The sequence below is a fragment of the Halorubrum tebenquichense DSM 14210 genome, assembly GCF_000337415.1.
Classification (GTDB): Archaea; Halobacteriota; Halobacteria; order Halobacteriales; family Haloferacaceae; genus Halorubrum; species Halorubrum tebenquichense.
The window spans coordinates 38,765-62,659 of the sequence record NZ_AOJD01000038.1; the positions used below are offsets into that span (position 1 = coordinate 38,765).

The 23,895-nt window shown below is 71.2% G+C and carries 22 protein-coding genes; 12 read left to right on the forward strand and 10 right to left on the reverse strand.

What is annotated here, in order from left to right:
• Positions 1-18 precede the first annotated feature (18 nt).
• Positions 19-918, forward strand: coding sequence for an ornithine carbamoyltransferase (gene argF / locus C472_RS06805; protein WP_006629076.1), 900 nt, complete (start codon positions 19-21; stop codon positions 916-918).
• A 28-nt stretch (positions 919-946) separates the two neighbouring features.
• Here the strand turns inward: argF and C472_RS17480 are convergent, their stop codons facing one another.
• Positions 947-1,102, reverse strand: coding sequence for a hypothetical protein (locus tag C472_RS17480; RefSeq protein ID WP_006629077.1), 156 nt, complete (start codon positions 1,100-1,102; stop codon positions 947-949).
• A gap of 560 nt (positions 1,103-1,662) precedes the next feature.
• Positions 1,663-2,727, reverse strand: a complete 1,065-nt coding sequence (locus C472_RS06810; RefSeq protein WP_006629078.1) for a twin-arginine translocase subunit TatC — start codon at positions 2,725-2,727, stop codon at positions 1,663-1,665.
• A 232-nt stretch (positions 2,728-2,959) separates the two neighbouring features.
• Here C472_RS06810 and tatC point away from each other — a divergent pair, with 232 nt between their 5' ends.
• The 3 genes from tatC to C472_RS06825 all read left to right on the forward strand — a co-directional run bounded on the left by tatC (position 2,960) and on the right by C472_RS06825 (position 8,812).
• A complete protein-coding gene (gene tatC / locus C472_RS06815; RefSeq protein ID WP_006629079.1) occupies positions 2,960-5,206 on the forward strand; it encodes a twin-arginine translocase subunit TatC in 2,247 nt (748 codons plus the stop codon).
• Between the two features lie 85 nt (positions 5,207-5,291).
• Positions 5,292-8,243 carry an excinuclease ABC subunit UvrA gene (gene uvrA, locus C472_RS06820; RefSeq protein ID WP_006629080.1) on the forward strand — a complete coding sequence of 984 codons (2,952 nt, stop codon included), beginning with the start codon at positions 5,292-5,294 and terminating at the stop codon, positions 8,241-8,243.
• 83 nt (positions 8,244-8,326) lie between these two features.
• Positions 8,327-8,812 (forward strand): twin-arginine translocation signal domain-containing protein, encoded by a 486-nt coding sequence (locus C472_RS06825; protein WP_006629081.1) that lies wholly within the window; start codon positions 8,327-8,329, stop codon positions 8,810-8,812.
• Between the two features lie 51 nt (positions 8,813-8,863).
• Here the strand turns inward: C472_RS06825 and C472_RS06830 are convergent, their stop codons facing one another.
• The 3 genes from C472_RS06830 to C472_RS06840 form a co-directional block, all read right to left on the reverse strand.
• On the reverse strand, positions 8,864-9,115 hold the full coding sequence (locus C472_RS06830) for a hypothetical protein (RefSeq protein WP_006629082.1): 252 nt from the start codon (positions 9,113-9,115) through the stop codon (positions 8,864-8,866).
• Between the two features lie 73 nt (positions 9,116-9,188).
• Entirely contained in the window at positions 9,189-11,222 is a 2,034-nt protein-coding gene (locus C472_RS06835; protein ID WP_006629083.1) for a MutS-related protein, read from the reverse strand.
• 102 nt (positions 11,223-11,324) lie between these two features.
• Positions 11,325-11,543: a hypothetical protein gene (locus C472_RS06840; protein WP_006629084.1), complete on the reverse strand. Its 219-nt coding sequence runs from the start codon at positions 11,541-11,543 to the stop codon at positions 11,325-11,327.
• A gap of 117 nt (positions 11,544-11,660) precedes the next feature.
• Here C472_RS06840 and larE point away from each other — a divergent pair, with 117 nt between their 5' ends.
• From larE to C472_RS06875, 7 genes are all read left to right on the forward strand, one after another.
• Complete coding sequence (larE, locus tag C472_RS06845) at positions 11,661-12,605, forward strand: ATP-dependent sacrificial sulfur transferase LarE (RefSeq protein WP_006629085.1); 945 nt, start codon at positions 11,661-11,663, stop codon at positions 12,603-12,605.
• Positions 12,606-12,698: 93 nt separating this feature from the next.
• Positions 12,699-12,902, forward strand: coding sequence for a hypothetical protein (locus C472_RS06850; RefSeq protein WP_006629086.1), 204 nt, complete (start codon positions 12,699-12,701; stop codon positions 12,900-12,902).
• Between the two features lie 46 nt (positions 12,903-12,948).
• Complete coding sequence (serB, locus tag C472_RS06855) at positions 12,949-13,596, forward strand: phosphoserine phosphatase SerB (RefSeq protein ID WP_006629087.1); 648 nt, start codon at positions 12,949-12,951, stop codon at positions 13,594-13,596.
• Between the two features lie 95 nt (positions 13,597-13,691).
• Positions 13,692-14,522 (forward strand): lycopene cyclase domain-containing protein, encoded by an 831-nt coding sequence (locus C472_RS06860; RefSeq protein ID WP_006629088.1) that lies wholly within the window; start codon positions 13,692-13,694, stop codon positions 14,520-14,522.
• The gene (locus C472_RS06865) at positions 14,515-15,660 is read left to right on the forward strand and encodes a Brp/Blh family beta-carotene 15,15'-dioxygenase (protein WP_006629089.1); all 1,146 of its coding nucleotides are present in this window, start codon (positions 14,515-14,517) and stop codon (positions 15,658-15,660) included. Before C472_RS06860 ends, C472_RS06865 begins: the two co-directional genes overlap by 8 nt.
• A gap of 69 nt (positions 15,661-15,729) precedes the next feature.
• Positions 15,730-16,323 (forward strand): GNAT family N-acetyltransferase, encoded by a 594-nt coding sequence (locus C472_RS06870; RefSeq protein WP_006629090.1) that lies wholly within the window; start codon positions 15,730-15,732, stop codon positions 16,321-16,323.
• Between the two features lie 28 nt (positions 16,324-16,351).
• Positions 16,352-16,645, forward strand: coding sequence for a DUF7861 family protein (locus C472_RS06875; RefSeq protein WP_006629091.1), 294 nt, complete (start codon positions 16,352-16,354; stop codon positions 16,643-16,645).
• Positions 16,646-16,663: 18 nt separating this feature from the next.
• Here the strand turns inward: C472_RS06875 and C472_RS06880 are convergent, their stop codons facing one another.
• From C472_RS06880 to C472_RS06900, 5 genes are all read right to left on the reverse strand, one after another.
• Positions 16,664-18,445 (reverse strand): L-aspartate oxidase, encoded by a 1,782-nt coding sequence (locus C472_RS06880; protein WP_006629092.1) that lies wholly within the window; start codon positions 18,443-18,445, stop codon positions 16,664-16,666.
• Positions 18,446-18,538: 93 nt separating this feature from the next.
• Positions 18,539-19,426, reverse strand: a complete 888-nt coding sequence (locus C472_RS06885; RefSeq protein ID WP_006629093.1) for a YkgJ family cysteine cluster protein — start codon at positions 19,424-19,426, stop codon at positions 18,539-18,541.
• Positions 19,427-19,522: 96 nt separating this feature from the next.
• Positions 19,523-20,119 (reverse strand): imidazoleglycerol-phosphate dehydratase HisB, encoded by a 597-nt coding sequence (hisB, locus tag C472_RS06890; RefSeq protein WP_006629094.1) that lies wholly within the window; start codon positions 20,117-20,119, stop codon positions 19,523-19,525.
• Positions 20,120-20,504: 385 nt separating this feature from the next.
• Positions 20,505-21,260: a 1-(5-phosphoribosyl)-5-[(5-phosphoribosylamino)methylideneamino]imidazole-4-carboxamide isomerase gene (gene hisA, locus C472_RS06895; protein WP_006629095.1), complete on the reverse strand. Its 756-nt coding sequence runs from the start codon at positions 21,258-21,260 to the stop codon at positions 20,505-20,507.
• A gap of 436 nt (positions 21,261-21,696) precedes the next feature.
• The gene (locus tag C472_RS06900) at positions 21,697-22,515 is read right to left on the reverse strand and encodes a hypothetical protein (RefSeq protein ID WP_049906409.1); all 819 of its coding nucleotides are present in this window, start codon (positions 22,513-22,515) and stop codon (positions 21,697-21,699) included.
• Positions 22,516-22,634: 119 nt separating this feature from the next.
• Between C472_RS06900 and C472_RS06905 the strand changes: the two genes are divergently transcribed.
• Entirely contained in the window at positions 22,635-23,876 is a 1,242-nt protein-coding gene (locus C472_RS06905; RefSeq protein ID WP_006629097.1) for a thiamine ABC transporter substrate-binding protein, read from the forward strand.
• The last annotated feature ends 19 nt before the right edge of the window (positions 23,877-23,895 follow it).

The following is a 23,895-nucleotide window of genomic DNA, read 5'->3' on the forward strand; positions in this document are numbered from 1 at the left end:
CGACCCGTTTTCAACATCATGCCACTCGCCACCGACGACTTCCTCGACATCGACGACGTGACGCCCGCCGAACTGGACGCCCTGCTCGACCGCGCCGCCGCGATGAAGGCGGGCGAGACCGACCCGCGACTCGGAGACGCGACGCTCGGGATGATCTTCGAGAAGCCCTCGACGCGCACCCGCGTCTCCTTCGAGACGGGCATGACCCGACTGGGCGGTCACGCGATGTTCCTCGGCCCCGACGACATCCAGCTGGGTCACGGCGAGCCGCTGAAGGACACGGCGCGCGTCCTCGGCCGTTACGTCGACGGCGTGATGGCGAGGCTGTTCGACCACGAGGACGTCGAGACCCTCGCCGAGTACGCCGACTGCCCCGTGATCAACGGGCTCACCGACGAGGCGCACCCCTGTCAGACGCTCGCGGACCTCCTCACGATCCGGGAGACGGTCGGCGAAGACGCGACGGTGGCGTGGGTCGGCGACGGCAACAACGTCGGGCAGTCGTTCGTCGTCGGCGCGGCGATGGCCGGGATCGACGTGCGGGTCGCCACGCCCGCCGACTACGGGATGGATCCGGACGTCTTCGACCGCGCCGCGGCGTTCGGCGCGGACGTGACCCCCACGAACGACCCCGAGGCGGTGGTCGACGGCGCGGACGTCGTCTACACCGACGTGTGGATCTCGATGGGCCAGGAGGACGAGCGCGACGAGAAGCTCGCCGCCTTCGACGGGTTCCAGGTGAACGCCGACCTGCTCGCCGGCACGGACGCGACGGTGATGCACTGCCTGCCCGCGCACCGCGGCGAGGAGATAACCGACGGCGTGCTCGAATCCGACCGCGCCCTCGTCTGGGACCAGGCGGAGAACCGGATGCACGCGCAGAACGCGCTGCTCGTCGAACTGCTCGGCGGCGAGTAGCCGACCGGCGAGAGCGAACGATCCGTCGTCAGCGACCCTCCGGCTGGTCGCGGTCGTCGACGAGGAAGACGCTGTCCTGATTCGGGTCGAAGTACACCTGTAGCGCGCGGAGGGCACCCACGTACGCCGCGAGCGCACCGATCACGAACGCGACCGCCGCCGGAACGAGCAGCGTGAGGACCATGTTCCGACTTTCCCGATCCGGAAACAAATACGTGCCGCGTCATTGGCGGCCGTGTTGGCTCATTTATAAACATACGGTTGCGGTGGCGCGTGCCTGCGAGCGGCCGACAGGCCGCGAGTCAGCACGCGCGAGGGACGCCGCGAGCGCAGCGAGCGGCGAGGCTGGGGAGGCGTGAGGCGCTGTGCGGAGCGGTCAGGGGCGGGACTCGAAGGGGCAGTCGCGAGGCGGACGGAGGCGACGCAAGCACCGCAGGAGCGAACGAAGTGAGCGACGAGGAGCGCAGCGAGCGTCCGTCCGCCTCGCGGCTGGGGCTTCGGAGGCACCCATGTTGGTTGAGTGTTTATAAGTGATAACGTCCAGCCGAGCGGCTGGGGCTTCGGAGGCACCCATGTTGGTTGAGTGTTTATAAGTGATAACGTCCAGCCGAGCGGCTGGGGCTTCGGTGGCGTTCGTGCCGATGGTTGATTTATAAGCAGAAACCGAGTCGTAGCGAGCGACTGAGGCTTCGGCGGAGATCACCGGCCATCCGCCAGCGATCACTTATAAACAAACGACCGGATCTAGTTGCCGGTCCAGCGCAGCATCGCGAGCGTCCCCTCGAAGAGGGCGATCATCGTGAGCGTCACGATGATCGGGGCCATTCCGGTCGGATCCGGGCTAAAGAGGAAGGCGATCCCGAGGAACGACCCCCAGAATATCAGCCGCTTCGACTCCAGCCACCGCCGCGTGACGAGGTTCATCATGATGGCGAGCATGATGAAAAGCGGGATCTGGAACACGATCGCCATGAACGCGAGCATCACGACGATCAGGTTGAACGTCTCCGCGAGCCCGAAGGCGATGGTCGCCGCGTCGGAGGTGTAGGTGGTGAAATACGAGAAGATCGTGGGCAGCACGATGAAGTGCGCGAACACGATGCCGACCCCGCCGAGGACCAGGCTCGTCGGCACCGCCGCGAGGTAGTAGCGCCGCTCCTGCTGGTAGAGCCCGGGGCGCATGAACCGGTACGTCTCGTAGACGAACGCCGGAAGCCCGACCACCACGCCCGCGAGGCCGGCCACCTTCAGCCGGGTGAGCGGGAGCTCCAGCGGCCCGTACAGCCGCGGCCGGTTCTCCAGCGGGGCCGGGATGTGGTAGCTCCAGAAGTAGTTGATGAGCTCCGTCGACTCGGTGACGACGACGAGCGTCGCCAGCCCGCCGACGAGGAAGACGACCGCGAGCCGGCGCATCATCTCCTCGATGTGGGCCGCAAGCGGCATCTCCTCGTCCGTCTCCGGCCCCTCGATGCCCTCGAAGGGCTCGTCCTCGCCGGCGGTGGCTGGGGCCGCGTTCGGCGACGCCGCGGGCGTGCCGCCGTCGCCGAGGCTCTCGGCGCTCTCGTCGTCGGCGGTCGTCTCCTCGTCGGCGTCGTCGGCCTCCGCGCCGGTGGTCGTCTTCTCGCCCGCGTCGCCGGCGCTCTCCTCGCCCGCGTCGGGCCCGATCTCGGCGGAGACCTCGGGCGTCACCTCCGACTCGACGGTCTCGGCGTCGGCCGGCTCGGATCCCGCGTCGGCGTCGGCCTCGTCGGCGGCCGGATCGCCGGCACCCGCCGAGTCGTCGTCGCGCGACCGATCCGAGTCGTCCATTCAGTTGCCCTACGCGACCGGGCCGTTATCAACCTTTTCGGATAGCGACGCCGCGAGGGGGCGATCGGGGCCCCGTGGCCGGACCGGCGGGGGTCACTGACCGGACCGGCGAGAGCTACGCACCGGACCGACGGTCTCCCCGACCGGGCCGCTCGCGGATGGCGCGGGGGCTCGCGTGCGAAACTGCCCGCGGTCGAAAAGGTTGATAACGGCCACGGCCTTCGGCCTCCGTATGGCGAGCGCCCTCGACGATGACACCCAGCGGTCGATCGCGGAGGGCCGCGAGACGGCGAAGGCGTTCCTTCGGTCGATCCAGAAGGACCTCCAGAAGGTGTTCGTCGTCTTCCTGCTCGGATTCCTGCTGTCGTTCTGGGCGCTGCGCGTCTACATCTGGGACTGGCTCAAGGCGGTGACGGAGTCGAACATGAGCCCCGCGGTCGCCGCGGAGGCGGACATCATCGCGACGACGCCGTTCGAGGTGATCCTCCTCCAGGCGAAGATCGGGCTTATCATGGGCGCGATAACCGCGATCCCGCCGCTGATCTACGTCACCCGCGACGAACTCCGCGCCCGGGGCATGTGGCCGCGGTCACCCGTCGCGCGCTGGAAGCTCGCGGGGATCGCGCTGCTCGGTGCCGGGCTGTTCGCCGCCGGCGTCGCCTACGGCGTCCTCGCGTTCTTCCCGCTGATGTTCGGCTTCCTCGCGGAGTTCGGGCTGGAGGCCGACATCCAGCCCACCTACGGGATCGTGATGTGGACGGAGTTCATCGTCTTCCTCTCGCTGTCCTTCGGGCTCGCGGGGCAGATGCCCCTGCTGGTCACCGGGCTGTCGTACGCCGAGATCGTCCAGTACGAGACGTTCCGCGACAAGTGGCGCTACGCGGTCCTCGCGATCTTCGTCTTCGGCGCGTTCTTCTCGCCCCCCGACCCGTTCACGCAACTGCTGTGGGCGTTCCCGCTGACGGCGCTGTACGGGTTCAGCCTCTACCTCGCGAAGCTCGTCGTCACGGCCAAGCGCAGCTCCGAACAGATCGACGTGCCGGGGGCCGTGCGGAACCACTGGAACGTCGTCGGGGGCGTGACCCTCCTCGGCGGCGCGCTCGTGTACGGATTCTACGAGTACGGCGGTCGCGCGGCGGTCAACGCCGTCCTGCGGCACCCGCTCGTCGACAGCACCTGGCGGTTCCTCGAACCCGGCGCGGGGCTCGGGGTCGACCCCGCGACGGCGCTCGGGGTCTACGCCGCCGCGTGGGCGCTGGCGTTCGCCGTGGTCGCGACGCTGTGGGCCGTGTACACCGACCTCGACACCACGAGCGCGGGCTACCGGTACGGCGACCCGACCGCGATCGACGTGGGCGAACTCGACGCGGCGGGCGTGCGGGCGGCCCCCGCCGACGCCTTCTCGGAGATGGAGGAAGCGGAGTCGCTCGCGCTCGCGCAGGCCGCGATGGAGGACGACGAGCCGGAGAAGGCGCAGGCGATCTTAGACCGGTTCGACGAGGTACACGAGGGCGGCGAGGACGGCGGTTCGGCCGACGGCGACGGGGACGGCGGTTCGGCCGACGGCGACGCGAGCGCCGGCGGCGACGGGGGCGGAGGCGACGACGGGCTGATCGGGTCGGTGCGGAACCGCGGGTCCCGTGCGGGGTCGACGTTCCTCGCCGAGTTCACTGACGGCGACGGGGAGGCGGCCGAGGACGACATCGGCGGCTACTACACGGACCTCAAGTTCATCCTCGACTCGCTGCGCTCGGGGTCGTTCCGGATCGTCGCCGTCTTCGGCGCGGTGATGGCGGCGGCGTTCATGTGGCTGTACCTCGGGGGGCTCGGCACGGTCCGGGGCGACCTCGAACGACGCGTGCCCGCGGAGGTCGAGGGCGGGATCAACATCATCACGCTCCACCCGGTCGAGGCGCTGATCTTCATGGTGAAGTTCTCGGTGGTGATCGGGATCTTCGCGGCGTTCCCGCTCGTCCTCTACTACGCGTGGCCCGCGCTCCGCGAGCGCGGCTTCGTCGCCGGGCGGGTGTACCAGGTGTACCTGTGGGCCGGGGCGCTCGGTGCCGGAATGGTCGGCGGCTTCGCGCTCGGCTACGCGTACATCGCGCCGGGGCTCATCGGCTGGCTCGTCACCGACGCGCGCCTCGCCGACATGATCATCACCTATCAGGTGAGCGACTTCCTCTGGCTCGTCATCTACACCACGGTCGGGATCGGCTTCCTCGCCGACATCCCGATCGCGATGGTGCTCATGAACAAGGCGGGCGTCCCGTACCGCGTGTTCCGCGAGCGCTGGCGCGAGGCGACGATCGCGACCATGCTGATCGCGACGGTGTTCACCCCCTCCGACGTGGTCACGATGTTCCTCGCGACGGTCCCGCTGATGGCCGCGTACGGCGTCGGCGTCGGGGCCCTCTTCCTCGTCACCTTCGGGGGGCGGCGGAACCTCTCGCCGCCGGCGGAGTTCGTCGGGCGCTGAGCCGCCCGACGCCGGGAGTCCTCCCTCGACGCCACCCCTGCGACCGACGGGTATTCCCGCGCGCGCCCGCAACGGAGGGATAGAAATGAGCAAGGACTACATCGAGGTCCGCGGCGCTGAGGAACACAACCTCAAGGACCTCGACGTCCGGATCCCGCGCGAGGAGTTCACCGTCGTCACCGGGCTGTCCGGGTCGGGGAAGTCGTCGCTCGCGTTCGACACCGTCTACGCCGAGGGACAGCGCCGCTACATCGAGTCGCTGTCCGCGTACGCCCGGAACTTCCTCGGGCAGATAGACAAACCGCAGGTCGAGTCCGTCGAGGGGCTCTCGCCGGCGATCTCGATCGACCAGAAGAACGCCGCGAACAACCCCCGGTCGACGGTCGGCACCGTCACCGAACTCCACGATTACCTCCGCCTCCTGTACGCCCGGATCGGCACCCAGTACGACCCGGTCACCGGCGAGGAGGTCGGCGAGCAGTCCGCACAGGACATGGTGAACCAGATCCTCGAACTGCCGGAGGAGACCCGCGCGAAGGTCGCCGCCCCGGTCGTCCGCGACCAGAAGGGGGCCTTCGAGGAGCTGTTCGAGGAGCTGGTGGGCGACGGGTACAGCCGCGTCGAAGTCGACGGCGAGTCCGTCGACCTGACCCTCGACGACCCCGAGTTAGACGAGAACTACGACCACACGATAGACGTGATCGTCGACCGGGTCAAAGTCTCGCCGGACGCCCGCTCGCGGATCACGGACTCCGTCGAGACCGCGCTGGAGGAGGCCGACGGTTCCCTCAAGCTGATCGTTCCCGACCCGCCCGAGGACGTGCCGTTCGCGTCGAACGCGCGCTCGACGGGCTCGCTCGCGGCCGACGCCGAGAGCGACGACCGGCTCGTCGTGGAGTTCTCCGAGGAGCTGGGCAACCCCAACTCCGACGTCCAGTTCTCCGCGATCGAGACGCGCTCCTTCTCCTTCAACAGCCCGTACGGGGCCTGTCCCGAGTGCGAGGGGATCGGCTCGACGAAGGAGGTCGACGAGGACCTCGTGGTCGAGGACCCGTCGAAGCCGCTCAAGCACGTGTTCGAGCCATGGAGTTACGACCGCACCTACTACTCGCGGCAGCTCGACAACGTCGCCGACCACTTCGGGGTCGACCTCGACACGCCGTTCGAGGAGTTAGACGAGGAGATTCGGCGGCAGTTCCTCTACGGCACCGACGACCTCGTCCACTTCGAGTGGACCACGAAGAACGGCACGCGCGAGAAGACGGAGCGGTTCGAGGGCGTCATCCCCAACTTGGAGCGCCGCCACGTCGAGACCGACTCCGAGCGCGCCCGCGACCACATCGAGGAGTACATGGCCGTGACGACCTGCCCCGAGTGCGACGGGACTCGCCTCAAGGAGCAGTCGCGGCACGTCCTCGTCGCGGGCACGTCGATCACGGAGGTGAACGAGCTGTCGATCGCCGACGCCCGCGAGCACTTCGAGGGGATGGAGTCCGACCTGAACGAGCGCGAGACCACCATCGCCGAGGAGATCTTAAAGGAGATCCGCGCGCGGCTCGGCTTCATGGAGGAGGTCGGCCTGGAGTACCTCACGCTCGACCGCGAGGCCTCGACGCTCTCCGGCGGCGAGAGCCAGCGCATCCGGCTCGCCACGCAGGTCGGTTCCGGGCTGGTCGGCGTGCTGTACGTCTTAGACGAGCCCTCCATCGGGCTCCACCAGCGCGACAACGACCGGCTCCTGAACACCCTCGAAGGGCTCCGCGACCTCGGTAACACCCTCCTCGTCGTCGAGCACGACGAGGAGACGATGCGCCGCGCAGACGAGATCATCGACATGGGGCCGGGACCGGGCAAGCGCGGCGGCGAGATCGTCGCGCAGGGCACCTTCGACGAGGTGGTCGAGGCCGACGAGTCGGTGACGGCCGACTACCTCGCGGGCCGGGAGGCGATCCCGGTGCCCGACGAGCGCCGCGAGGCCGAGGGCGAACTCGTGGTGCGGGGGGCCCGCCAGCACAACCTCGACGACCTCGACGTGCCGATCCCGCTCGGCACGCTGACGACCGTCACCGGCGTCTCCGGCTCCGGGAAGTCGACGCTCGTCAACGACATCCTCTACAAGGGGCTCGCCCGCGAGATGAACGACAACACCTCGGTCGACCCCGGCGAGCACGACGCGATCGAGGGGCTGGAGGGGATCGAGACGGTGCGGCTCATCGACCAGTCGCCCATCGGGCGGACGCCGCGCTCGAACCCCGCGACGTACACCGACGTGTTCGACCACGTCCGGGAGCTGTTCGCGGAGACGAAGCTCTCGAAGCGCCGCGGCTACGAGAAGGGGCGCTTCTCCTTTAATGTGAAGGGCGGCCGCTGCGAGGAGTGCGGCGGGCAGGGGACCGTCAAGATCGAGATGAACTTCCTCTCGGACGTGTACGTCCCCTGCGAGGAGTGCGGCGGCGCGCGCTACAACGACGAGACGCTCGACGTCGAGTACAAGGGGGCGACCATCGCCGACGTGCTCGACATGAGCGTCGCGGAGGCGTACGACTTCTTCGAGAGCCACCGCGGCCTCGAACGACGCCTGAAGCTGCTGAAGGACGTCGGGCTGGGCTACATGGAACTCGGCCAGCCCTCCACCACGCTCTCCGGCGGCGAGGCCCAGCGGGTGAAGCTCGCCGAGGAGCTGGGCAAGCGCGCGACCGGCGACACGCTGTACCTGCTCGACGAGCCGACGACGGGCCTCCACAAGGCCGACGAGCGCAAGCTGATCGACGTGCTCCACCGCCTCGTCGACGCGGGCAACACCGTGGTCGTCATCGAGCACGAACTCGACTTGGTGAAGAACGCCGACCACGTGATCGACCTCGGTCCCGAGGGCGGCGACGGCGGCGGCGAGCTCGTCGCCAGCGGCACGCCCGAGGCGGTCGCCCGCGATGACGACTCGCACACGGGGCGCTACCTCCGGGACATGCTCCCCGATGTCGACCTCGAAGGCCCCCGCGACGACCGCCGGAAGCCCGCGGTGGCCGACGACGACTGAAGGCGACCAGATCGCCGCGCTCCGGCCGTCTATGGCGCACATTCGGAAAACGTTTTTATTATGGCTTTTCTTCACGAGTGATCATGGAGCGGCGATCGTTCCTGTCCGCGGGCGGTGCGGCGGCCCTCGCGCTCGCGGTCGGGAGTCCCTCCATCGCACGTATCGAATCGGACGGTCCGGTTGCGGTCGTCGAGGCGTACTACCGGCGAGCGAGCGACGCCGAGGACGCCGAGGCGTTCGCCGACGACGTGCGCGACCTCGCTCACTCCGCCTCCCCGCTGTCGGAGCTCGCCGGTGACGCACCCATGGCGTTCGACGGGACGGTGCGGCAGCGGTTCGTCGAATCCGTGGTGATCGCCGAGGACCTCTCTCCCGACCGGATTCGAAGCGTCTCCGGGTTCCTCGCCGCGTCGCTCACCGCCGACGGTACCGAGTCGATCGCCGCGGAGAACGCCCTCGTCTCCGTGACCGTGGAGGCCGACGACGGCGAGTTGGAACTCCGGTGGCTCGTCGCGACCGACGGCGGCGAGTGGCGGCTCGTCTGGCCAGGCGAACCGGACGAGACGTGAACGCCCGAGCGATCCGGCGAGACCGACGACTCGGGGGGTGCCGCCCGGCGGTCACCGACCTGCGACCGAGCGTCGGCCACCCCGGTCGGCGACGGTGACCGACGCGACGAGCACGGCGAGATCGACGGCGACGGTCGCGACGACGCCGAAACGGAACAGGACCAGTGCGCCGAGCGTCGCGACGGCGAGGCCGACCGCGGCGCGGCGAGCGCGGTCGCGGGCGGTGAGCGAGCGGGACGCCTGAACGCCGACGCCGACCTGAGCCGCGAAGAGGAGGACGCCGAACGGGGACACTGCGGGCATGCGACGCGATATCGGCGGACGGAATATGAACGTACCGGCGGTGTCCCTCTATCGAGGGCGGACGTGCGAGGTCTCAGAACTTCTCCAACAGGTCGCCGTAGAACTCGCCGCCGCGGTCGTCCGCGAGCTTCTCGACGATCAGCTCCGGCGTCGACCGCGCGAGGTGGCCCTTCTTCGGCGAGCGGTTCACCCGGAGTTCGCCGTCGGCGAGCCCCGCCGCCTCGATGCCGTCGACCGCGACCTCGAAGTCGGCGGCGTCTCTGATCTCGCGGGCGAGGTGCGAGACGAACACCGCGGTCGCGTGCTGGTCGTCGAGCGCCTCGAGGATGCCCGCGATGATCTTCGCGGAGGCCCCCGGCTCGGTGATCGACTCCAGTTCGTCGACGAGGACGAGGCGGCCGTCCGCGCCGTCGACGAGGTCGCCGAAGTCGCGGAGCGTGGCCTCGAACGCGCCCGCGTCGAGGGTCCCCTGCGACTTCGCGTAGTAGTGGATCTCCTCGAAGCGCTCGACCGTGGCCGACTCGGCGGGGACGGGCAGCCCCATCTGCGCGAGCACGACGACGAGCGCGACCAGGTCGAGCGTCGAGGTCTTCCCGCCGGAGTTGACCCCCGACAGGAGCGTCGCGCCCGAGACGGCGTAGTCGACCGGCTCGGCGTCGGCGAAGTCGACGTCGAGCAGCGGGGAGCGGCCGCCCTCGATTCGGAAGCCCTTCGCGCCGTCGCCGGCGTCGGCGTCGCCCTCGGCGGCGGCGTCCCCCTCGGCGTCCGGGTCGACGACCTCGGGCAGCACGCAGTCGAAGTCGCGGGCGAACCGCGATATCGCGAGCTCCACGTCGAGTTCTAAGGCGTCGCGCACCAGGGTCTCGACCGGCTCGCGGAGGTCGCCGAGGTCGCTCGCGAGGTCGGCCTTCAGCTTCGCGGCGCGGCGGTCTCGGGCCGCCGAGAGTTCGGTGCGGAGCCGGGAGACCGCGCTCTCGTCGTGGTCGACGGGGAACGAGGGGTCGCCGCCGAAGACGCGCTCGGCCAGCTCCGCCTCCTCCGGCTCCAAGCGGAGCGCGTCGGCGAGGTGGTCGCGGGCGGCGTCGACCGCCTCGTCGTACTCGTCGGCGAGCTCGCGGTCTAAAAGGGAGTCGACGCGCGCCCCCTGCTCGACGAGGGAGAGGAAGTCCGTCCCCTCGATGGTGACGTCGCGCTCGCGGATCGCCTCGCGCAGGCGGTCGTCGGCGACCGAGGCCGCCGTCGACACCGCGGCGTCGAGGTCGTCGACGGCGGCCGTCAGGCGGTCCAGCTCCGCGTCGCCGGCGATCGTGCCGTCGTCGTCGAGCCGCGAGAGCGCGTCGCGCAGTCGGTCGAGGTCGACCGGCGCGTCGGCCGCGGTCCCGGCCGCCTCGTGGACCGCCGCGGCCGCCTCCAGCCGCTCGCGGTTCTCCGCGAAGAAGGTCAGCAGCCGCTCGGGGACCGTCTCCGCGGGGGTTTCGAGTGCGTCCGGGCGGACGACCACGTCGCCCTCGACGTCGAGGCCCGCGAACGACTCGTCCAAGACGATCACGGAGGCGTACGACCGGCCGAGCTCGGAAATGTCGCGGGCGTCCTCGACGGTCTCGACGGAGAGCTCGGGGACGGCCGCCTCGGCGCGCGCGAGCGTCTCGGCGTCGGCGGTCGCGAGGCAGCGGTCGCGGACGCGGACGGTCGGGGGGTCGGAGAGGGGCGCGCAGTCCGTGAGCGCCTCGCGGACGGCGGGATCCGGGTCGCGTTCGGCGGCGGCCGCCGCGAACGACTGCGCCTCCGCGATCCGCGAGGCGGACGCACTCGGGTAGAACGTCTCCAGCCGCTTCGCGGCGTAGTCGGTGACGGTGCGCTCGCGGAGCAGGTCGATCGCCTCCCGGTACAGCTCGCGGGCGCGGTCGGTCGCCAGCACGCGCCCCTCGTCGTCGTGGCGGCGGCGGATCGCCCCGCGGGCGATGCGGGCCGCGCGGGCCTCGTTGACGCCCGGGGCGCGGGCGATGGCGGCCACGTCGCCGGACTCGACGGTCGCGGCCGGGTCGTCCAGTTCGCGAAGCGCCGCGGCCGTCTTGGTCCCGACGCCGGGGATCGCCTCCAACTCCATCCACTCGCCGGTATCGCGGCAACGGTCTAAAGCGTGCGGGTCGATCCCGCGCGTCGAGTCCCCGCGGGTCCCTCGGACCGGAGCGGAGCGCCGTCGGGGGCGTCAGCCGGTCGCGCCGACCGCGGGGCGCGGGGGGTCGCTCGCCGGGAACCGCCGCGGCGACGACGCGAGGCGGTCGCGGAGCCGGCGGAGCCGGGCCCGCGGCCGGAGCGCCCGACGGAGGGGGCGCAGTCGGGGCCCGGTCGGCGGGCGGGCGAGGAGTCGGTCGGTCGAGCGCACGATACCGCCGGTTCGGGTGCGGGAGAGATGGTCGTCACTCATGGTGTCGGTGTCGTTTCGAAGGGGCCACTCGGAACAAAGCGTTTCGTCGGCGGGCGACGCTTCCGCGACCGGATCCGCGTGCGACGGGCTTTTTCGCGCTCGCCGCCAACGCCGGCCATGAGTCAGAACGCGCGGCCCGTCGGCGACGGGTCGCTCGCGCCCGAGACGGCGGCGAAGGCGGCGACCGCCCGCGACGCGATCGGCGAGCGCGACGGGGTCCTCGTCGCGTTCTCGGGCGGGGTCGACTCCGCGGTGGTCGCGGCGCTGGCGGCGGACGCGCTCGGCGACGACGCCGTGGCGTGTACCGCCCGCAGCGAGACGCTCCCGGCCGCGGAGCTGGCGGACGCGGAGCGGGTCGCCGACGAGATCGGCATCCCCCACGAGACCGTGACCTTCTCCGAGCTGGACGACCCGAACTTCGTCGCCAACGACGGCGACCGCTGTTACCACTGCCGGACGATGCGACTCGGCAAGATGTACGAGACGGCGAAGGACCTCGGGATCGACACGGTCTGCGACGGGACGAACGCGGACGACCCCGGCGAAGGCCACCGCCCCGGTCTCCGCGCCGTCGAGGAGCTCGACGTGTTCTCGCCGCTGCTCGATGCCGGCGTATCGAAGGAGGAGGTGCGCGCGGTCGCCGACGCATACGACCTCTCCGTGGCCGACAAACCCTCGATGGCGTGTCTCTCCTCGCGGATCCCGACCGGACTGGAGGTGACCGAGGAGCGGCTGAGCCGCGTCGAGAAGGCCGAGCGGGTGCTCCGCGAGTGGGGCTTCGAGGGGTTCCGCGTGCGCGACCACGACGGGCTGGCGCGCGTCGAGATCGCGCCGGAGGAACTGGAGCGCGCGCTCGACCCGGCGTTCGCCGACGCCGTCCACGAACACCTCACCGACCTCGGCTTCGAGTACGTCACGCTCGACATGGCCGGCTACCGGACGGGGAGCGTGAGTCCGGGCGGCGACGAGGAGGGTTCGGACGACGCGGCCGACGACGAGGAAAGGAATTCGGACGGTTCGGCCGACGACAGCGTCGACCTCGGCCGGCGGTACCCGCGCTGAACCCGCCGCCGGACCGCTCGCACGGCCGACGGCGTTATCACCGGAGAGAACCCGGCACGAACGCTTATAAGCCGTGTTGCTGAAGCGACACCTATGCGAGAGGCACAGACGCTGGCGGTGATCGCCGGCGGCGTCGGCGGGGCGGTCGGGGCGTTCGTCGGCGTCGCGGTCGGCGGGTCCGTGATATCGGTGACCCTGACCACCCTCGGGGTCGCCACCCTCGTCGGCGTCGGGGTCATCGCCAGCGCGGTCGTCGCCGGCGACGTGGAGTTCCTCGCCGACGCGGACGGCGAGTGACCCCGCGACCGCGCGCTTCAAGGTCCCGCCGGGACGAACGGGAGCCATGAGTCTCATCGCGTTCGACTTCGACGGGACGCTCTCCGACTCCGAGATGACGGTGCTGCTCGCCGAGCGGGCGGGCGTCACCGACGAGGTCGCCGAGATCACCGAGCGGGCGATGAACGACGAGATGAGCTACGCCGAGAGCCTCTACCGGCGCGCGGAGCTACTGGAGGGCCTCCCGGAGGAAGACGTCGCGGACGCCTTCGACGCGGTCCGGATCCGACCCGGCGCGGCGCGGCTCATCGAACGCCTGCGCGGCGAGGGACACCACGTCGCGGTGTTGACCGGCGGGTTCGAACGCGGGGTCGAGGCGGCGCTGGAGCGGGAGGGGGTCGCGGTCGACACGATCGTCGCGAACCGCCTGCCGACCGGAGCGAACGGCGCGCTCACCGGGGCGGCCGAGGGGCCGCTCATCGAGGGGACGAAAGACGACGCGCTCGCGGATCTAGCGGCCGAGGTCGGCGTCCCGATGGCCGACACGGTGGCGGTCGGCGACGGCGCGAACGACCTGCCGATGCTGGAGGTCGCGGGCCTCGCCGTCGGCTTCGTCCCCAAGTCCGCGGTGCGGCCCGTCTGCGACGCCGTCGTCGCCTCCATGTACCGTCTCGGGAAGGTACTGGAGGCGCACGGCGTGCTCGCGGCGGAGTGAACTGACCCCGGCCGATACCTGACCATGTTTGGATCAAGCCTTAATCAACGACGAGCCGAACGTGATCGCATGAGCGTCCTCGCCGGGGTGACCCGATGCTGCCGACGCTGACGTACCTCCAGTTCCACCTCGTCTTCAGCCTCCCCGTGCTGGCGCTGCTGTGGTACCTCGCGCCGCGGTACGAGGCCGTCCGCCAGCGGCGGGCGACGGTCGGGATCGCGATCCTCGTCGCCATCGCGTACTTCTACACGACCCCGTGGATCAGCTACATGATCCGGCAGGGCGCGTGGTGGTACGCCGACGGCGCGGTGCTCGTCCGGGCGCTGTCGATCCCCCTCGGCGAATACCTGTTCTTCACCATCCAAACCGTCGTCACCGCGTTCGCGCTCCACCTGATCGGGTTCGACCCGACGTTCCGCGAGGGCGACTTCGACCGGAAACCGCGGGCCGCCGGCGTCGTCGCCGGGGTCGCGATGGTCGGCGGCGGGCTCTGGCTGACGACGCTCGACCCCTCGTACCTCTACCTCGGCGGCCTGATCGCGTGGGTCGGTCCGGTGGTCGCGCTCCAGTGGGCGGTCGGCGGCGGCTACCTCGTCCGCACGCCGCGGATGTGGCTCGCCGCGACGCTGATCCCGGCCGCCTACTTCTGGGTCGCCGACCGGATCGCGATCGCGATGGGGACGTGGAAAATCTCCGCCGAGTACACCACCGGCGTCGCCGTGTTGGGTCTCCCGGTCGAAGAGATGCTGTTCTTCGCCGCCGCCGGGGTGATGACGGTCAACGGGCTGGTGCTGTTCGAGTGGGTCCTCGACTGGAACGACCGCCGCGGGAGCGTTGCGGAGTCGGTCCCGTCGAGAGCGGCCGAGCCAGACGTGCCCGGCCCGGAACCGGCCGCCGACCCGGACCCCGACGTGGTCGATGACTGAGGCCGCCGCGACGGAGTCGACCGAATCGCGCCCCGCCTCGCCGGGGGGGCGCGGGTCGACCGCGCAGTCGGCGGAGGAACGGGTCGACCGGTGGTTCGCGCGACGCCCCGCGCTGGCGCTGGCCGCGCTCCTCCCGATCGGTGCCGTGACCCCCCTGTTTCCGGTCGAGGTCGGCGTCGCGACGTTCGCGCTCGGCACGCTCGTCGTCGGGATGGCCCACGGCGCGGTCGACCACCTCGTCCCGCTCCGAGCCGCGCCGGACGTGTCGCTGCGGCGGTCGATCGCGGCCGTCTCCGTCGTCTACGCGGTCCTCGGCGGGGCGGTGGTCGCCGCGTTCTTCCTCGCGCCGGTCGCGGCGTTCGTCGGCTTCATCGCGCTCACGTGGCTCCACTGGGGGCAGGGCGACGTGGCGACGCTCTCCATCGCCGGCGTCGACCACCTGCCCACGTCGGCGGAGCGGTGGCTGGCGCTCGTCGTCCGCGGCGGTCTCCCGATGGGCGTCCCGCTGCTCGCACACCCCGAGGAGTACCGGCTGGTGGCCGAGTGGACCGTCGGGCTGTTCCTCGTCGACGCGGGCGCGGCCGCGACCGCGGTCGACCCACTCTTTACCCCCGCGGTCCGGGCCGCGGTCGGTGCGGGGATGGCGACTGCGACGCTGGCGTCGGTCGGACTGGGGTACCGCCGAGTCCGGAGCGGTGGCGGCGGCGGCAGCAACGACGGCGGGGGGAGACGCGACCCCGCCGGGTGGCGGCGCGACGTCGGCGAGCTGGCGGTGCTGTGGGCGTGGTTCCTGCTCGCGGCACCCGTGTTCGCGATCGGGGTGTACTTCGCGCTGTGGCACGCGCTCCGGCACGTCGGACGGCTCGTCCTCGTCGACCCCGAGGCCGCGAGCGCCGCGTCTGCCGGCGACGCCGTCGGAGCGCTCGCCCGCTTCGGCCGCGACGCGGCACCGCTCACGCTCGGCGGGTTCCTCGTGGTCGGCGCGGTGGGCGCGAGCGTGCCGGCGGGCGTGGCCGCGCCCGGCGACCTGCTGGCCGTGTCGCTGGTCGCCATCGCCGCGTTGACCCTGCCCCACGTCGTCGTCGTCGCGTGGCTCGACCGGCGGCAGGGCGTCTGGCGTCCCGGCGTCGGAGCCTGACGAGGGGTCGAATCAATCGCGGTTCCGACACCGCATCGCTCTTGCTCCGGGAACCCCTCGCTCCGGTGGATGGACGAGATCGCGATCCGAGAGCCCCGCCCCGGCGACGCCGAGCCGCTGGAGGAACTCATCACGTCGCACTTCAGCGAGGGGAGCTCCTACGGCGTCGACCTCGGGCTCGACGACCCGACGTACCGCGTGCTGGTCGCGGTCGAGGCCGACAGTGCCGAGGCCGATAGCGCCGAGGCCGACTCCGAGGGTTCGATCCTCGGCGTCATGGCGCTCCGCGAGTTCGCCGACCCCGCCGCCGTCGCCGACGAGATGTACTTCTTCGACGACCCCGGCCTCTTGCCCGCCGCGGAGCTGTACGGCCACCTCGAGATGGGGTACGTCGCCGAGTCGGCGACCGGCCGCGGGATCGGGAGTCGGCTGCTCCAACGGCTCCACACGGTCGGAGCCGAGCGCGGCGTCGACCTGTTCGTCGCGGACTCGTGGTACCACGGGGGCGACGACTCGCCGGAGCAGCTGTTCGACGGGCACGGGTACGAGACGGTCCACCGCGACCCGATCGACCGACCGGCGTCGGAGTGCCCGAAGTGCGAGGGCGAGTGCGTCTGCGAGGGCGCGCTCGCGGTGCGGCGAGTCGGGGGCGACGGAGCGTGACTGACCGGTTCGGGGGCCGGAAGCCGTCGTGAACCACGACCGCGTCCACGCGAAGGAGCCGTCGCATCACGTCGATCGGTGGTCGGTCGGCGTGATCGAGTCGATCCGCGAGCGGGACGGCCACTGCGTCGTGACGGTCCGACCGGTCGAAGCGGGGGGGTCGACAGCGGAGCCGGAAGGCGGCGAAACCGGAGCCGGCGGGGGGTCCGTCGAGCTGCTGATCACGTTCGCCGTCAGGGACCTGTTCGTGGGTCGGCTCCCGATCGCGGACGGGGAGTCGTCGGTCGGCGAGCGCGTCTGGTACCGGAAGCGGGGCGGGTGAGCGGAGGCGGACTCGCGGTCACTCCAGCTGGTGGTAATCCAGTTCGTGGCCCTCGTCGAGCGCGGCCTTGACCGCCTCGCTCGGCTCGTCGACCGGTTCGGTCCGGAGCCGCATCCCGCCCACGTCGGCCGCCTCGAAGTGGACGTTTCGCCGCCAGTCGGCGTCGAGGTCGGGGAAGTCGGTGCGGTAGTGAGCGCCGCGGGACTCCTCGCGTTCGAGCGCGCCGCGGAGCACCGCCTCGGCGGCGACGATCATGAAGCCGAGGTCGACCGCGAACTCGAACGACTCGCTGGTGACCGGGCCGACGCGTAAGTCGGCGGCGCGCTCGCGCACGTCGGCGAGGCGGTCGAGGCCCTCTCGGAGCGACGCCTCGTCGCGGAGGATGCCGGCGTGGTCCCACATCAGCTCGCGCAGGTCAGCGAGCACCGCGTCCACGTCGTGTTCGCCGTCGCGGTTCGCCATCGCGCGGAGGTCGCGGAGGTGCGGTTCGACGACCGACTCGCGGAGGTCGTCCGGGACGGTCCCCGGCCCGTCCGCGCGGTCGGCGATCCGCTCGCCGGCGACGACGCCGTACGCGACGGTCTCGGCCAGCGAGTTCCCGCCGAGCCGGTTCGCGCCGTGGACCCCGGCCATCGTCTCGCCGATGGCGAAGAGCCCGTCCACGTCGGTCTCCCCGTGGTCGTCGACCGCGACCCCGCCCATCCCGTAGTGGGAGGTCGGGGCCACCTCGACCGCCTCCTCGGCCATGTCCACGCCGAGGTCCTGGAAGCGCTCGTACATCCGCGGGAGCCGCTCCCGGACGAAGTCGGCGTCGCGGTGAGAGATGTCGAGGTAGACGCCGCCGTTCTCGGTGCCGCGCCCCTCGGCGACCTCGCGGGCGATCGCCCGGGCGACCACGTCGCGCGCGTCGAGTTCCATCTGGTCCGGCGAGTAGCGCTCCATGAACCGCTCGCCCGCCGCGTTGAACAGTCGGCCCCCCTCGCCGCGGACCGCCTCGGTCACGAGGCGGCCGCTCCACGGCTCCCACTCGGGATCGCTCTCGTCGACGGCCATCCCGGTCGGGTGGAACTGCATGAACTCCATGTCCATCAGGGACGCGCCGGCGTCGTACGCCAGCGCCGCCCCGTCGCCGTTGTTCTCGTCGTCGCGGGAGGTGTGCCGGTTGTAGATTGCGGCGTGGCCGCCGGCGGCGAGGACGACCGTGCCGGCGTTGAACAGCACGAACTCGCCGTCGTCCATGTCGAAGCCGACGGCACCGCGGACCGCGCCGCCGTCGGAGACCAGTTTCGTTACCATCACGTTCTCCCGGTATGGGACAGACAGGGACTGTGCGCGGTCGACGAGCGCGTTCAGCAGCGACTCGCCGGTGTGGTCGCCGGCGAAGGCGGTCCGGCGGAACGACTGGGCTCCGAAGTAGCGCTGGTCGATCTCGCCGTCGTCGGTCCGAGAGTACTCCATGCCCCACTCGTCGAGTTCGCGGAGGCGCGCCGGCATCTGTTCCGTCACCGTCTCGACCTTGGCCGGGTCGTTGACGTGGTGGCCCTCGTTGAGCGTGTCGGCGGCGTGGATCGCCGGCGAGTCCTCGGGGTCGCGCGTGCCGAGCGCGCCGTTGATCCCCCCGCGCGCCCACGTCGTGTGCGCGTCGCCGTGCCCGCGCTTGCCGAGCACGAGCACGTCGTCGACGCCGCGCTCGGCCAGTTCGATGGCCGCGCGTGCGCCCGCCGCGCCAGCGCCGACGACGAGGACGGAGACGTCTTCGCGCGCGTACTCGACCGGCTCGTCGGTGTCTCGTTCGGTCATAACGGAAGTGAGGGGCCCTACACGGGTAAGCCTCACGCGCGTGTGCGCGCGAAAGGAGCCGGAGCGTCGGTCCGGGTCCGCGCGGCCGCCGCTTCAGTCCCACCCCGGCGTGCCGGGCGCGCCCCTGTCGTCCTCCACGTCGCGCACCAGTCGGTCGAGCGCGTCGGCGTCGAGCGCGACGGAGTCGCCGTCGCCGGCGGCCCGTTCGGTCCACTCGCGGATCGCCGTCCCGACCCACGAGTCGGTCTCGCGGGCGCGCTCCCGGGCGTCGGCCATGCGGTCGCGGTCGACCGACAGCGATCCGGGGCGAGAGCCGGCAGCGGCACCGGCGAAGCGGGCGCGGTCGTCGGCGGTCGCCGCGCCGTCGCGGAGGCGGGCGACGACCCCGTCGAGGGCGTCTGGCTCGGGGTAGGCGAACACGGTCGCGCCGAGCGCCTGCGGGCCGAACGCGGGTGCCGGGAGGTCCTCGGGCGGGTCGTCGTCCAGGAGCCGGTCGCCGCCGCCGGCGGCCTCGACGCGCTCGCACTCCGTCTCCGCGCCGAGTTCGAGGTTGTGCCCGGGGTACGTCGCGCAGGTGCGCGGGTAGCGCTCGTCGCCGTGGATCCGGCACTGGAGCGTCGTCGGGTCGAGGAAGACGCAGGCGTCGAGCCAGCGCGGCTCGTCGGTCCCGACCGGCGCGACCGGCTTCGGCGGCTTGCGGAGGCCGACGACGAAGACGGGGCGGCCGTCGACCGCGGCGAGGTCGACGCCGTCGACCCGGACGCTGTCGTCGCCCTCGACCGGCTCGAACAGCCGGGGAGTCAGCGCGGCGGCGAGGCCGTCGTCGACGAAGCCGGCCACCTCGTCGCGGGTGAGCGGCGCGAGGTCGTAGACGTCGTCGAGCGGGGGGCGCGGCCCGGTGCGGTCGGAGCCCGCGGCGGCCGGGTCGAGCGGTCGCCAGTCGACGCAGCAGCCGGCGCACCCCTCACAGCGGAGGTCCATACGATCGTGGGGACGGTTCGCACGGGGATAAGCGATCGGCGGGGAGGGTATCGGACTGATAACCGATCGGCGGAGGGTCCCGGAGGCGTCGCCGGCCTACAGTTCGCCCTTCGTGCTGGGCGTGTCGCTGCGTCGCTCGTCGAGGCGGGTGGCGTCGTCGAGCGCGCGCGCCAGCGCCTTGAACAGCGCCTCGACCTCGTGGTGGGCGTTGTCGCCGCGCTCGACCGCCGCGTGGAGCGTCAGCCCGGCGTTGTGGGCCAGCGACATCGCGAAGTGGTCGGCCATGACGCTCGTGAACTCGCCGACCGACTCCTGTGAGAACTCGCCGGCGAACTCGTAGTACGGGCGGCCCGCCACGTCGACGACGACGCTCGCGACCGCCTCGTCGAGGGGGACCCGTCGGTCGGCGTACCGGCGGATCGCGCGCTTGTCGCCGAGCGCCTCGTCGAACGCCTCGCCGAGGCAGATCGCCACGTCCTCGACGGTGTGGTGGTCGTCGATCTCCAGATCGCCGTCACAGCGCACGGTGAGGTCGAAGAGGCCGTGTTTGGCGAACGACTCCAGCATGTGGTCGTAGAAGCCGATACCGGTGTCGACCTCGCTGTCGCCGTCGCCGTCGACCGCGAGCGTCAGCTCGATCGTCGTCTCCGCGGTCTCGCGGGTGACCGCCGCGGTCCGGTCGTGCTCGCTCATACGTGTCCGTCGCGGCCGGCTCTTAAGGGGATTGCGGGGAACGGGGTGTCATCAGTTATAAGTTCAACTGCGGTGGCGCGCGCCTCCGAGGCCGCCTTGCGGCCGAGGAGCGTCGCGCGAGGGAGTCGCTGTCGGCCGAAGCGTGAGCGAAGGCCGCCAGCGACGAGGCTGGGGAGGTGTGAGGTGCGGTAGGGCGGGACTCGAAGGGGCAGCCGCGAGGTTGACGCAGGCGACGCAAGGACCGCAGCGAAGGAGCGACAGCGACTGAGAGAGGACCGCAGCGAGCGTGCGTCAACCTCGCGGCTGGGGCTTCGGCGGTCTCGGTCATGGGGACGCGCTTGTGTCCGACCGAGTCATCCACGACTCCACATCCGAACGCCTCGTCTCAGACCTCGTCGGCCGCCTTTTGCGCCTCACGAAGCGTGAACTCGCCCTCGTACAGCGCGGTCCCGACCACGACCGCGGCCGCGCCGGCCTCCTTCAGCGCGATCACGTCGTCGACCGTCGCCACGCCGCCGGAAGCTATCACGGGAATCTCGACCGCCTCGACCACCGACTCCACCGCCTCCCGGTTTATCCCGGCCAGTTGACCCTCCACGTCGACGTTCGTGAATAAGATTGCGCCCGCCCCCAGCTCCTCGTAGCGCGCGGCCGCCTCGCCGGGGTCGAGGCCGGTCCCCTCGGTCCACCCCGACACCACGACCTCGCCGTCCTTCGCGTCGAGGCTGACGACGACGCTCCCCGGGTGCGTCTCGTCGATCTCCGCGACGATCTCGGGCGTCTCGACCGCCGCGGTCCCCAGAATGACGCGGTCGAGCCCGAGATCGAGGAGGTCGCGCGCGCCCTCGGCGGTGCGGATGCCGCCGCCGAGTTGGAGGCCGATCGCGTCGTCGCCGTCCGCGCCGCCGACCGCCTCCACCACCGCCTCGATCGCCGCGGCGTTGACGCGCTCGCCCTCGAACGCGCCGTCGAGGTCGACGAGGTGGAGCGTCTCCGCGCCCGCCTCGATCCAGCGCTCGGCGGCGTCGACCGGGTCGCCGTAGCGTTTGCCCGTGCCGCGCTCGCCGCCGACCAGCTGGACGACCTCGCCGTCCTGCACGTCGACGGCGGGGATCACCTCGAACTCGGGGAAGTCGCTCATACGGGACGAGAGCCGACGACGGCGATTAAACCGGTCGGTTCGAGGCGAAACGAGGGGGTTCGGCGGTGAACTCCTCCGAGGAGGTAGTGATTTACTTATGAATGGCTGTGGCTGAATCTCCGGCGAACGCCTCCCCAGCCTCGTCACCGGCGCTACGCGCCGGTTGTAAGCGAGAGCGAAGCTCTCGCCCTGTCGCTGGCGGTCTTCGCTTCGCTCGACCGCCAGCGACTCCGGCGAGAATCGAAGATTCTCTGGCAGCGAGGGACGCGATCTCTCGGGCGACCGGGCTTCGTCCGGTGACAGCCGGCGGCTTCGCCGCCGGCGACCTCGCGCGTGCGACTCGCGGCCTGGCGGCCGCTCGTCGGCACGCGCCACCGCACCTATTTATAAACAATCGCGTTTCAACAGAGTCGGATATTCCGGATCTCCGACCCACTCACGCCACGGAGATGAGCAGCTGCGAGACGTCCACGTCGAAGGCGGCCGGGTCGGTCGCGAGCGCCTCCGCGGCCTCCGCGCCGGCGAGTTCCGTCACGAGCGTCTCCGCGTCCGCGAGGTCCGGCAGCGCCTCGCCGATCACCTCGATGAGCGGGTCGATCGGGTACGCGCCGCCCGCGACGATCACGTCGGTCCCGTCGTGCCAGACGCCGAGCCGCGACTCCATCTCGACGGTCTCGCTGACCGACTCGGTGGAGCCGTCCGGGAGCGGGAACTCGCCCGCGAGCGGGAACTCGCCCGCGAGCCGCCACGCCGTCGCGGTGTGCCCGCTCCGGACCGTCGTCGTCCCCTCGTCTGCGACCTCGACGTTCTCGATCCCGCTGTCGCGGAGCTGCGCGCGGAACGCGTCGACCGCCGCGCCCTCCACCTCCGCCATCAGCCGGTCGCGGCCGACGCCGGCCGGGAGCTGATCGACCGCCGGTCGGAGGTCGATCCGGGTGGCGAAGAAGACGAGGGGCGACCCCGACGCGTCGAACGTCGCCGCGAGCGCCTCGGCGACGTCGACGTACTCGTAGATCAGCGTCCGCTCGCGCGCCCGGACCGTCACCGGGCCGTACGACTGCTCGAACACCGTGCTCCGCGACTCATCGATCTGCCGCCAGTCCTCGATCCGGTCGCCGGTCACCGTCGGTTCCGGGACCGGCCCCTCCCGCGTGCCGAGACAGCCCGCGAGTCCGAGCAAGCCGAGGCTCCCGGCACCGGCCAGCAGTCGCCGTCGCGTAGTCCCCGCTGACCGTCCCGTCGGTGAGTCATTCATGCCGATCTGGAGGGCGCGACCGGACAAAGCGGTGTCGGCGGCGATATCTCGGCGAACGAGGTGCGACACCGCGACCGACACGGATCCCTTTTGTAACCACCGAGTACAACAACCGAGTGATGACTACCGACGAGAGCGAGACGCGGCGGCGACCCGCCCGGCCACACACCCGACGACGGTTCCTGACGGCGGCCGGGGCGGCGGGGGCCGTCGCCCTCGCCGGCTGTAGCGCCGAGCGTACCGGCGACGGGGACGAGGGCGGCGACGAGAGCGGCGGCGACGGCTCGGACGGGTCCGACAGTTCGGACGGCTCCGACGGAGAGGGGGACGGCGAGACGCCGACGCTGACCGTCGCCACCTACGCCAACTTCATCGACGCGCCCTCGGTGAGCCCCGGCGAGTGGCTCAAAGAGGAGTTCGAGAGCCGCTTCGACGCCGAGCTGGAGTGGGCGACGCCCGACAACGAGGTGAACTACTACGTCGAGCGCGCGGCCTCGGGAGCCGGCGTCGACGCCGACCTCTACGTCGGCCTCACCACGGAGGACCTCGTGCGCGTCGATGAGGAACTCGACGACGACCTCTTCGCGGAGCGGGGGTCGGTCGACGGGTTCGACGACGTGCGGGAGGGGCTGCTGTTCGACCCGTTCGAGCGGGCGGTCCCGTTCGACACCGGCTACGTGAGCCTCGTGTACGACGGGACGACGGCGGAGGCCCCGGAGACGTTCGACGGGCTGCTCGACGACGAGCACGCGGGCGCGCTCATCGCGCAGAACCCCGGCGGCTCCGCGACCGGTCGGGCGTTCCTCCTCCACACGATCAACCGCTTCGGCGACGGCGGAGTCGCGAGCGACGGAGACGGGGAAGCCGTTTCGGGCGAGGACGGCGACCCCGACTACGACTACCTCGACTACTGGGCGGACCTTCAGGCGAACGACGTGCGCGTGCTGGGGAGTTGGGACGACGCGTACACGGCCTGGAGCGAGGGGGAAGCGCCGATCGTCGTCTCCTACTCCACCGATCAGGTGTTCGCTGACATGGAGGGCGAGAACCTCGAAGAACACCAGATCCGGTTCCTGAACGATCAGGCGTACGCGAACCCGGAGGGGATGGCCGTCTTCGCCGACGCCGACGAGCCCGACCTCGCCCGACAGTTCATGTCGTTCGTGCTGGAGCCGGACGTTCAGGGCGAAATCGCGCAGCGCAACGTCGCGTTCCCGGCGACCGGAACCGCCGAGCTGCCGAGCGACTACGCGGAGCTGGCACAGGAGCCGGCCGACCCGGTTACGTTCACCTACGACGAGCTCCAGGGCTCGGTCGACGCGTGGGTCGAGGCCTGGGAGCGGCAGTTCGCCGGAAACTAAGCGCGTGGCCGACGAGGAG

What these genes read in the sequence shown, in the direction of transcription:
- C472_RS06885 (WP_006629093.1), bottom strand. Translation starts at nt 19,426, where the DNA reads ATGGACCTCCGCTGTGAGGGGTGCGCCGGCTGCTGCGTCGACTGGCGA.
- hisB (WP_006629094.1), bottom strand. Translation starts at nt 20,119, where the DNA reads ATGAGCGAGCACGACCGGACCGCGGCGGTCACCCGCGAGACCGCGGAG.
- C472_RS06860 (WP_006629088.1), top strand. Translation starts at nt 13,692, where the DNA reads ATGCTGCCGACGCTGACGTACCTCCAGTTCCACCTCGTCTTCAGCCTC.
- C472_RS06810 (WP_006629078.1), bottom strand. Translation starts at nt 2,727, where the DNA reads ATGGACGACTCGGATCGGTCGCGCGACGACGACTCGGCGGGTGCCGGC.
- C472_RS06880 (WP_006629092.1), bottom strand. Translation starts at nt 18,445, where the DNA reads ATGACCGAACGAGACACCGACGAGCCGGTCGAGTACGCGCGCGAAGAC.
- C472_RS06830 (WP_006629082.1), bottom strand. Translation starts at nt 9,115, where the DNA reads ATGCCCGCAGTGTCCCCGTTCGGCGTCCTCCTCTTCGCGGCTCAGGTC.
- argF (WP_006629076.1), top strand. Translation starts at nt 19, where the DNA reads ATGCCACTCGCCACCGACGACTTCCTCGACATCGACGACGTGACGCCC.
- larE (WP_006629085.1), top strand. Translation starts at nt 11,661, where the DNA reads ATGAGTCAGAACGCGCGGCCCGTCGGCGACGGGTCGCTCGCGCCCGAG.
- C472_RS06825 (WP_006629081.1), top strand. Translation starts at nt 8,327, where the DNA reads ATGGAGCGGCGATCGTTCCTGTCCGCGGGCGGTGCGGCGGCCCTCGCG.
- C472_RS06850 (WP_006629086.1), top strand. Translation starts at nt 12,699, where the DNA reads ATGCGAGAGGCACAGACGCTGGCGGTGATCGCCGGCGGCGTCGGCGGG.
- tatC (WP_006629079.1), top strand. Translation starts at nt 2,960, where the DNA reads ATGGCGAGCGCCCTCGACGATGACACCCAGCGGTCGATCGCGGAGGGC.
- C472_RS06865 (WP_006629089.1), top strand. Translation starts at nt 14,515, where the DNA reads ATGACTGAGGCCGCCGCGACGGAGTCGACCGAATCGCGCCCCGCCTCG.
- C472_RS06900 (WP_049906409.1), bottom strand. Translation starts at nt 22,515, where the DNA reads ATGAATGACTCACCGACGGGACGGTCAGCGGGGACTACGCGACGGCGA.
- serB (WP_006629087.1), top strand. Translation starts at nt 12,949, where the DNA reads ATGAGTCTCATCGCGTTCGACTTCGACGGGACGCTCTCCGACTCCGAG.
- C472_RS06835 (WP_006629083.1), bottom strand. Translation starts at nt 11,222, where the DNA reads ATGGAGTTGGAGGCGATCCCCGGCGTCGGGACCAAGACGGCCGCGGCG.
- hisA (WP_006629095.1), bottom strand. Translation starts at nt 21,260, where the DNA reads ATGAGCGACTTCCCCGAGTTCGAGGTGATCCCCGCCGTCGACGTGCAG.
- uvrA (WP_006629080.1), top strand. Translation starts at nt 5,292, where the DNA reads ATGAGCAAGGACTACATCGAGGTCCGCGGCGCTGAGGAACACAACCTC.
- C472_RS06870 (WP_006629090.1), top strand. Translation starts at nt 15,730, where the DNA reads ATGGACGAGATCGCGATCCGAGAGCCCCGCCCCGGCGACGCCGAGCCG.
- C472_RS06905 (WP_006629097.1), top strand. Translation starts at nt 22,635, where the DNA reads ATGACTACCGACGAGAGCGAGACGCGGCGGCGACCCGCCCGGCCACAC.
- C472_RS06840 (WP_006629084.1), bottom strand. Translation starts at nt 11,543, where the DNA reads ATGAGTGACGACCATCTCTCCCGCACCCGAACCGGCGGTATCGTGCGC.
- C472_RS17480 (WP_006629077.1), bottom strand. Translation starts at nt 1,102, where the DNA reads ATGGTCCTCACGCTGCTCGTTCCGGCGGCGGTCGCGTTCGTGATCGGT.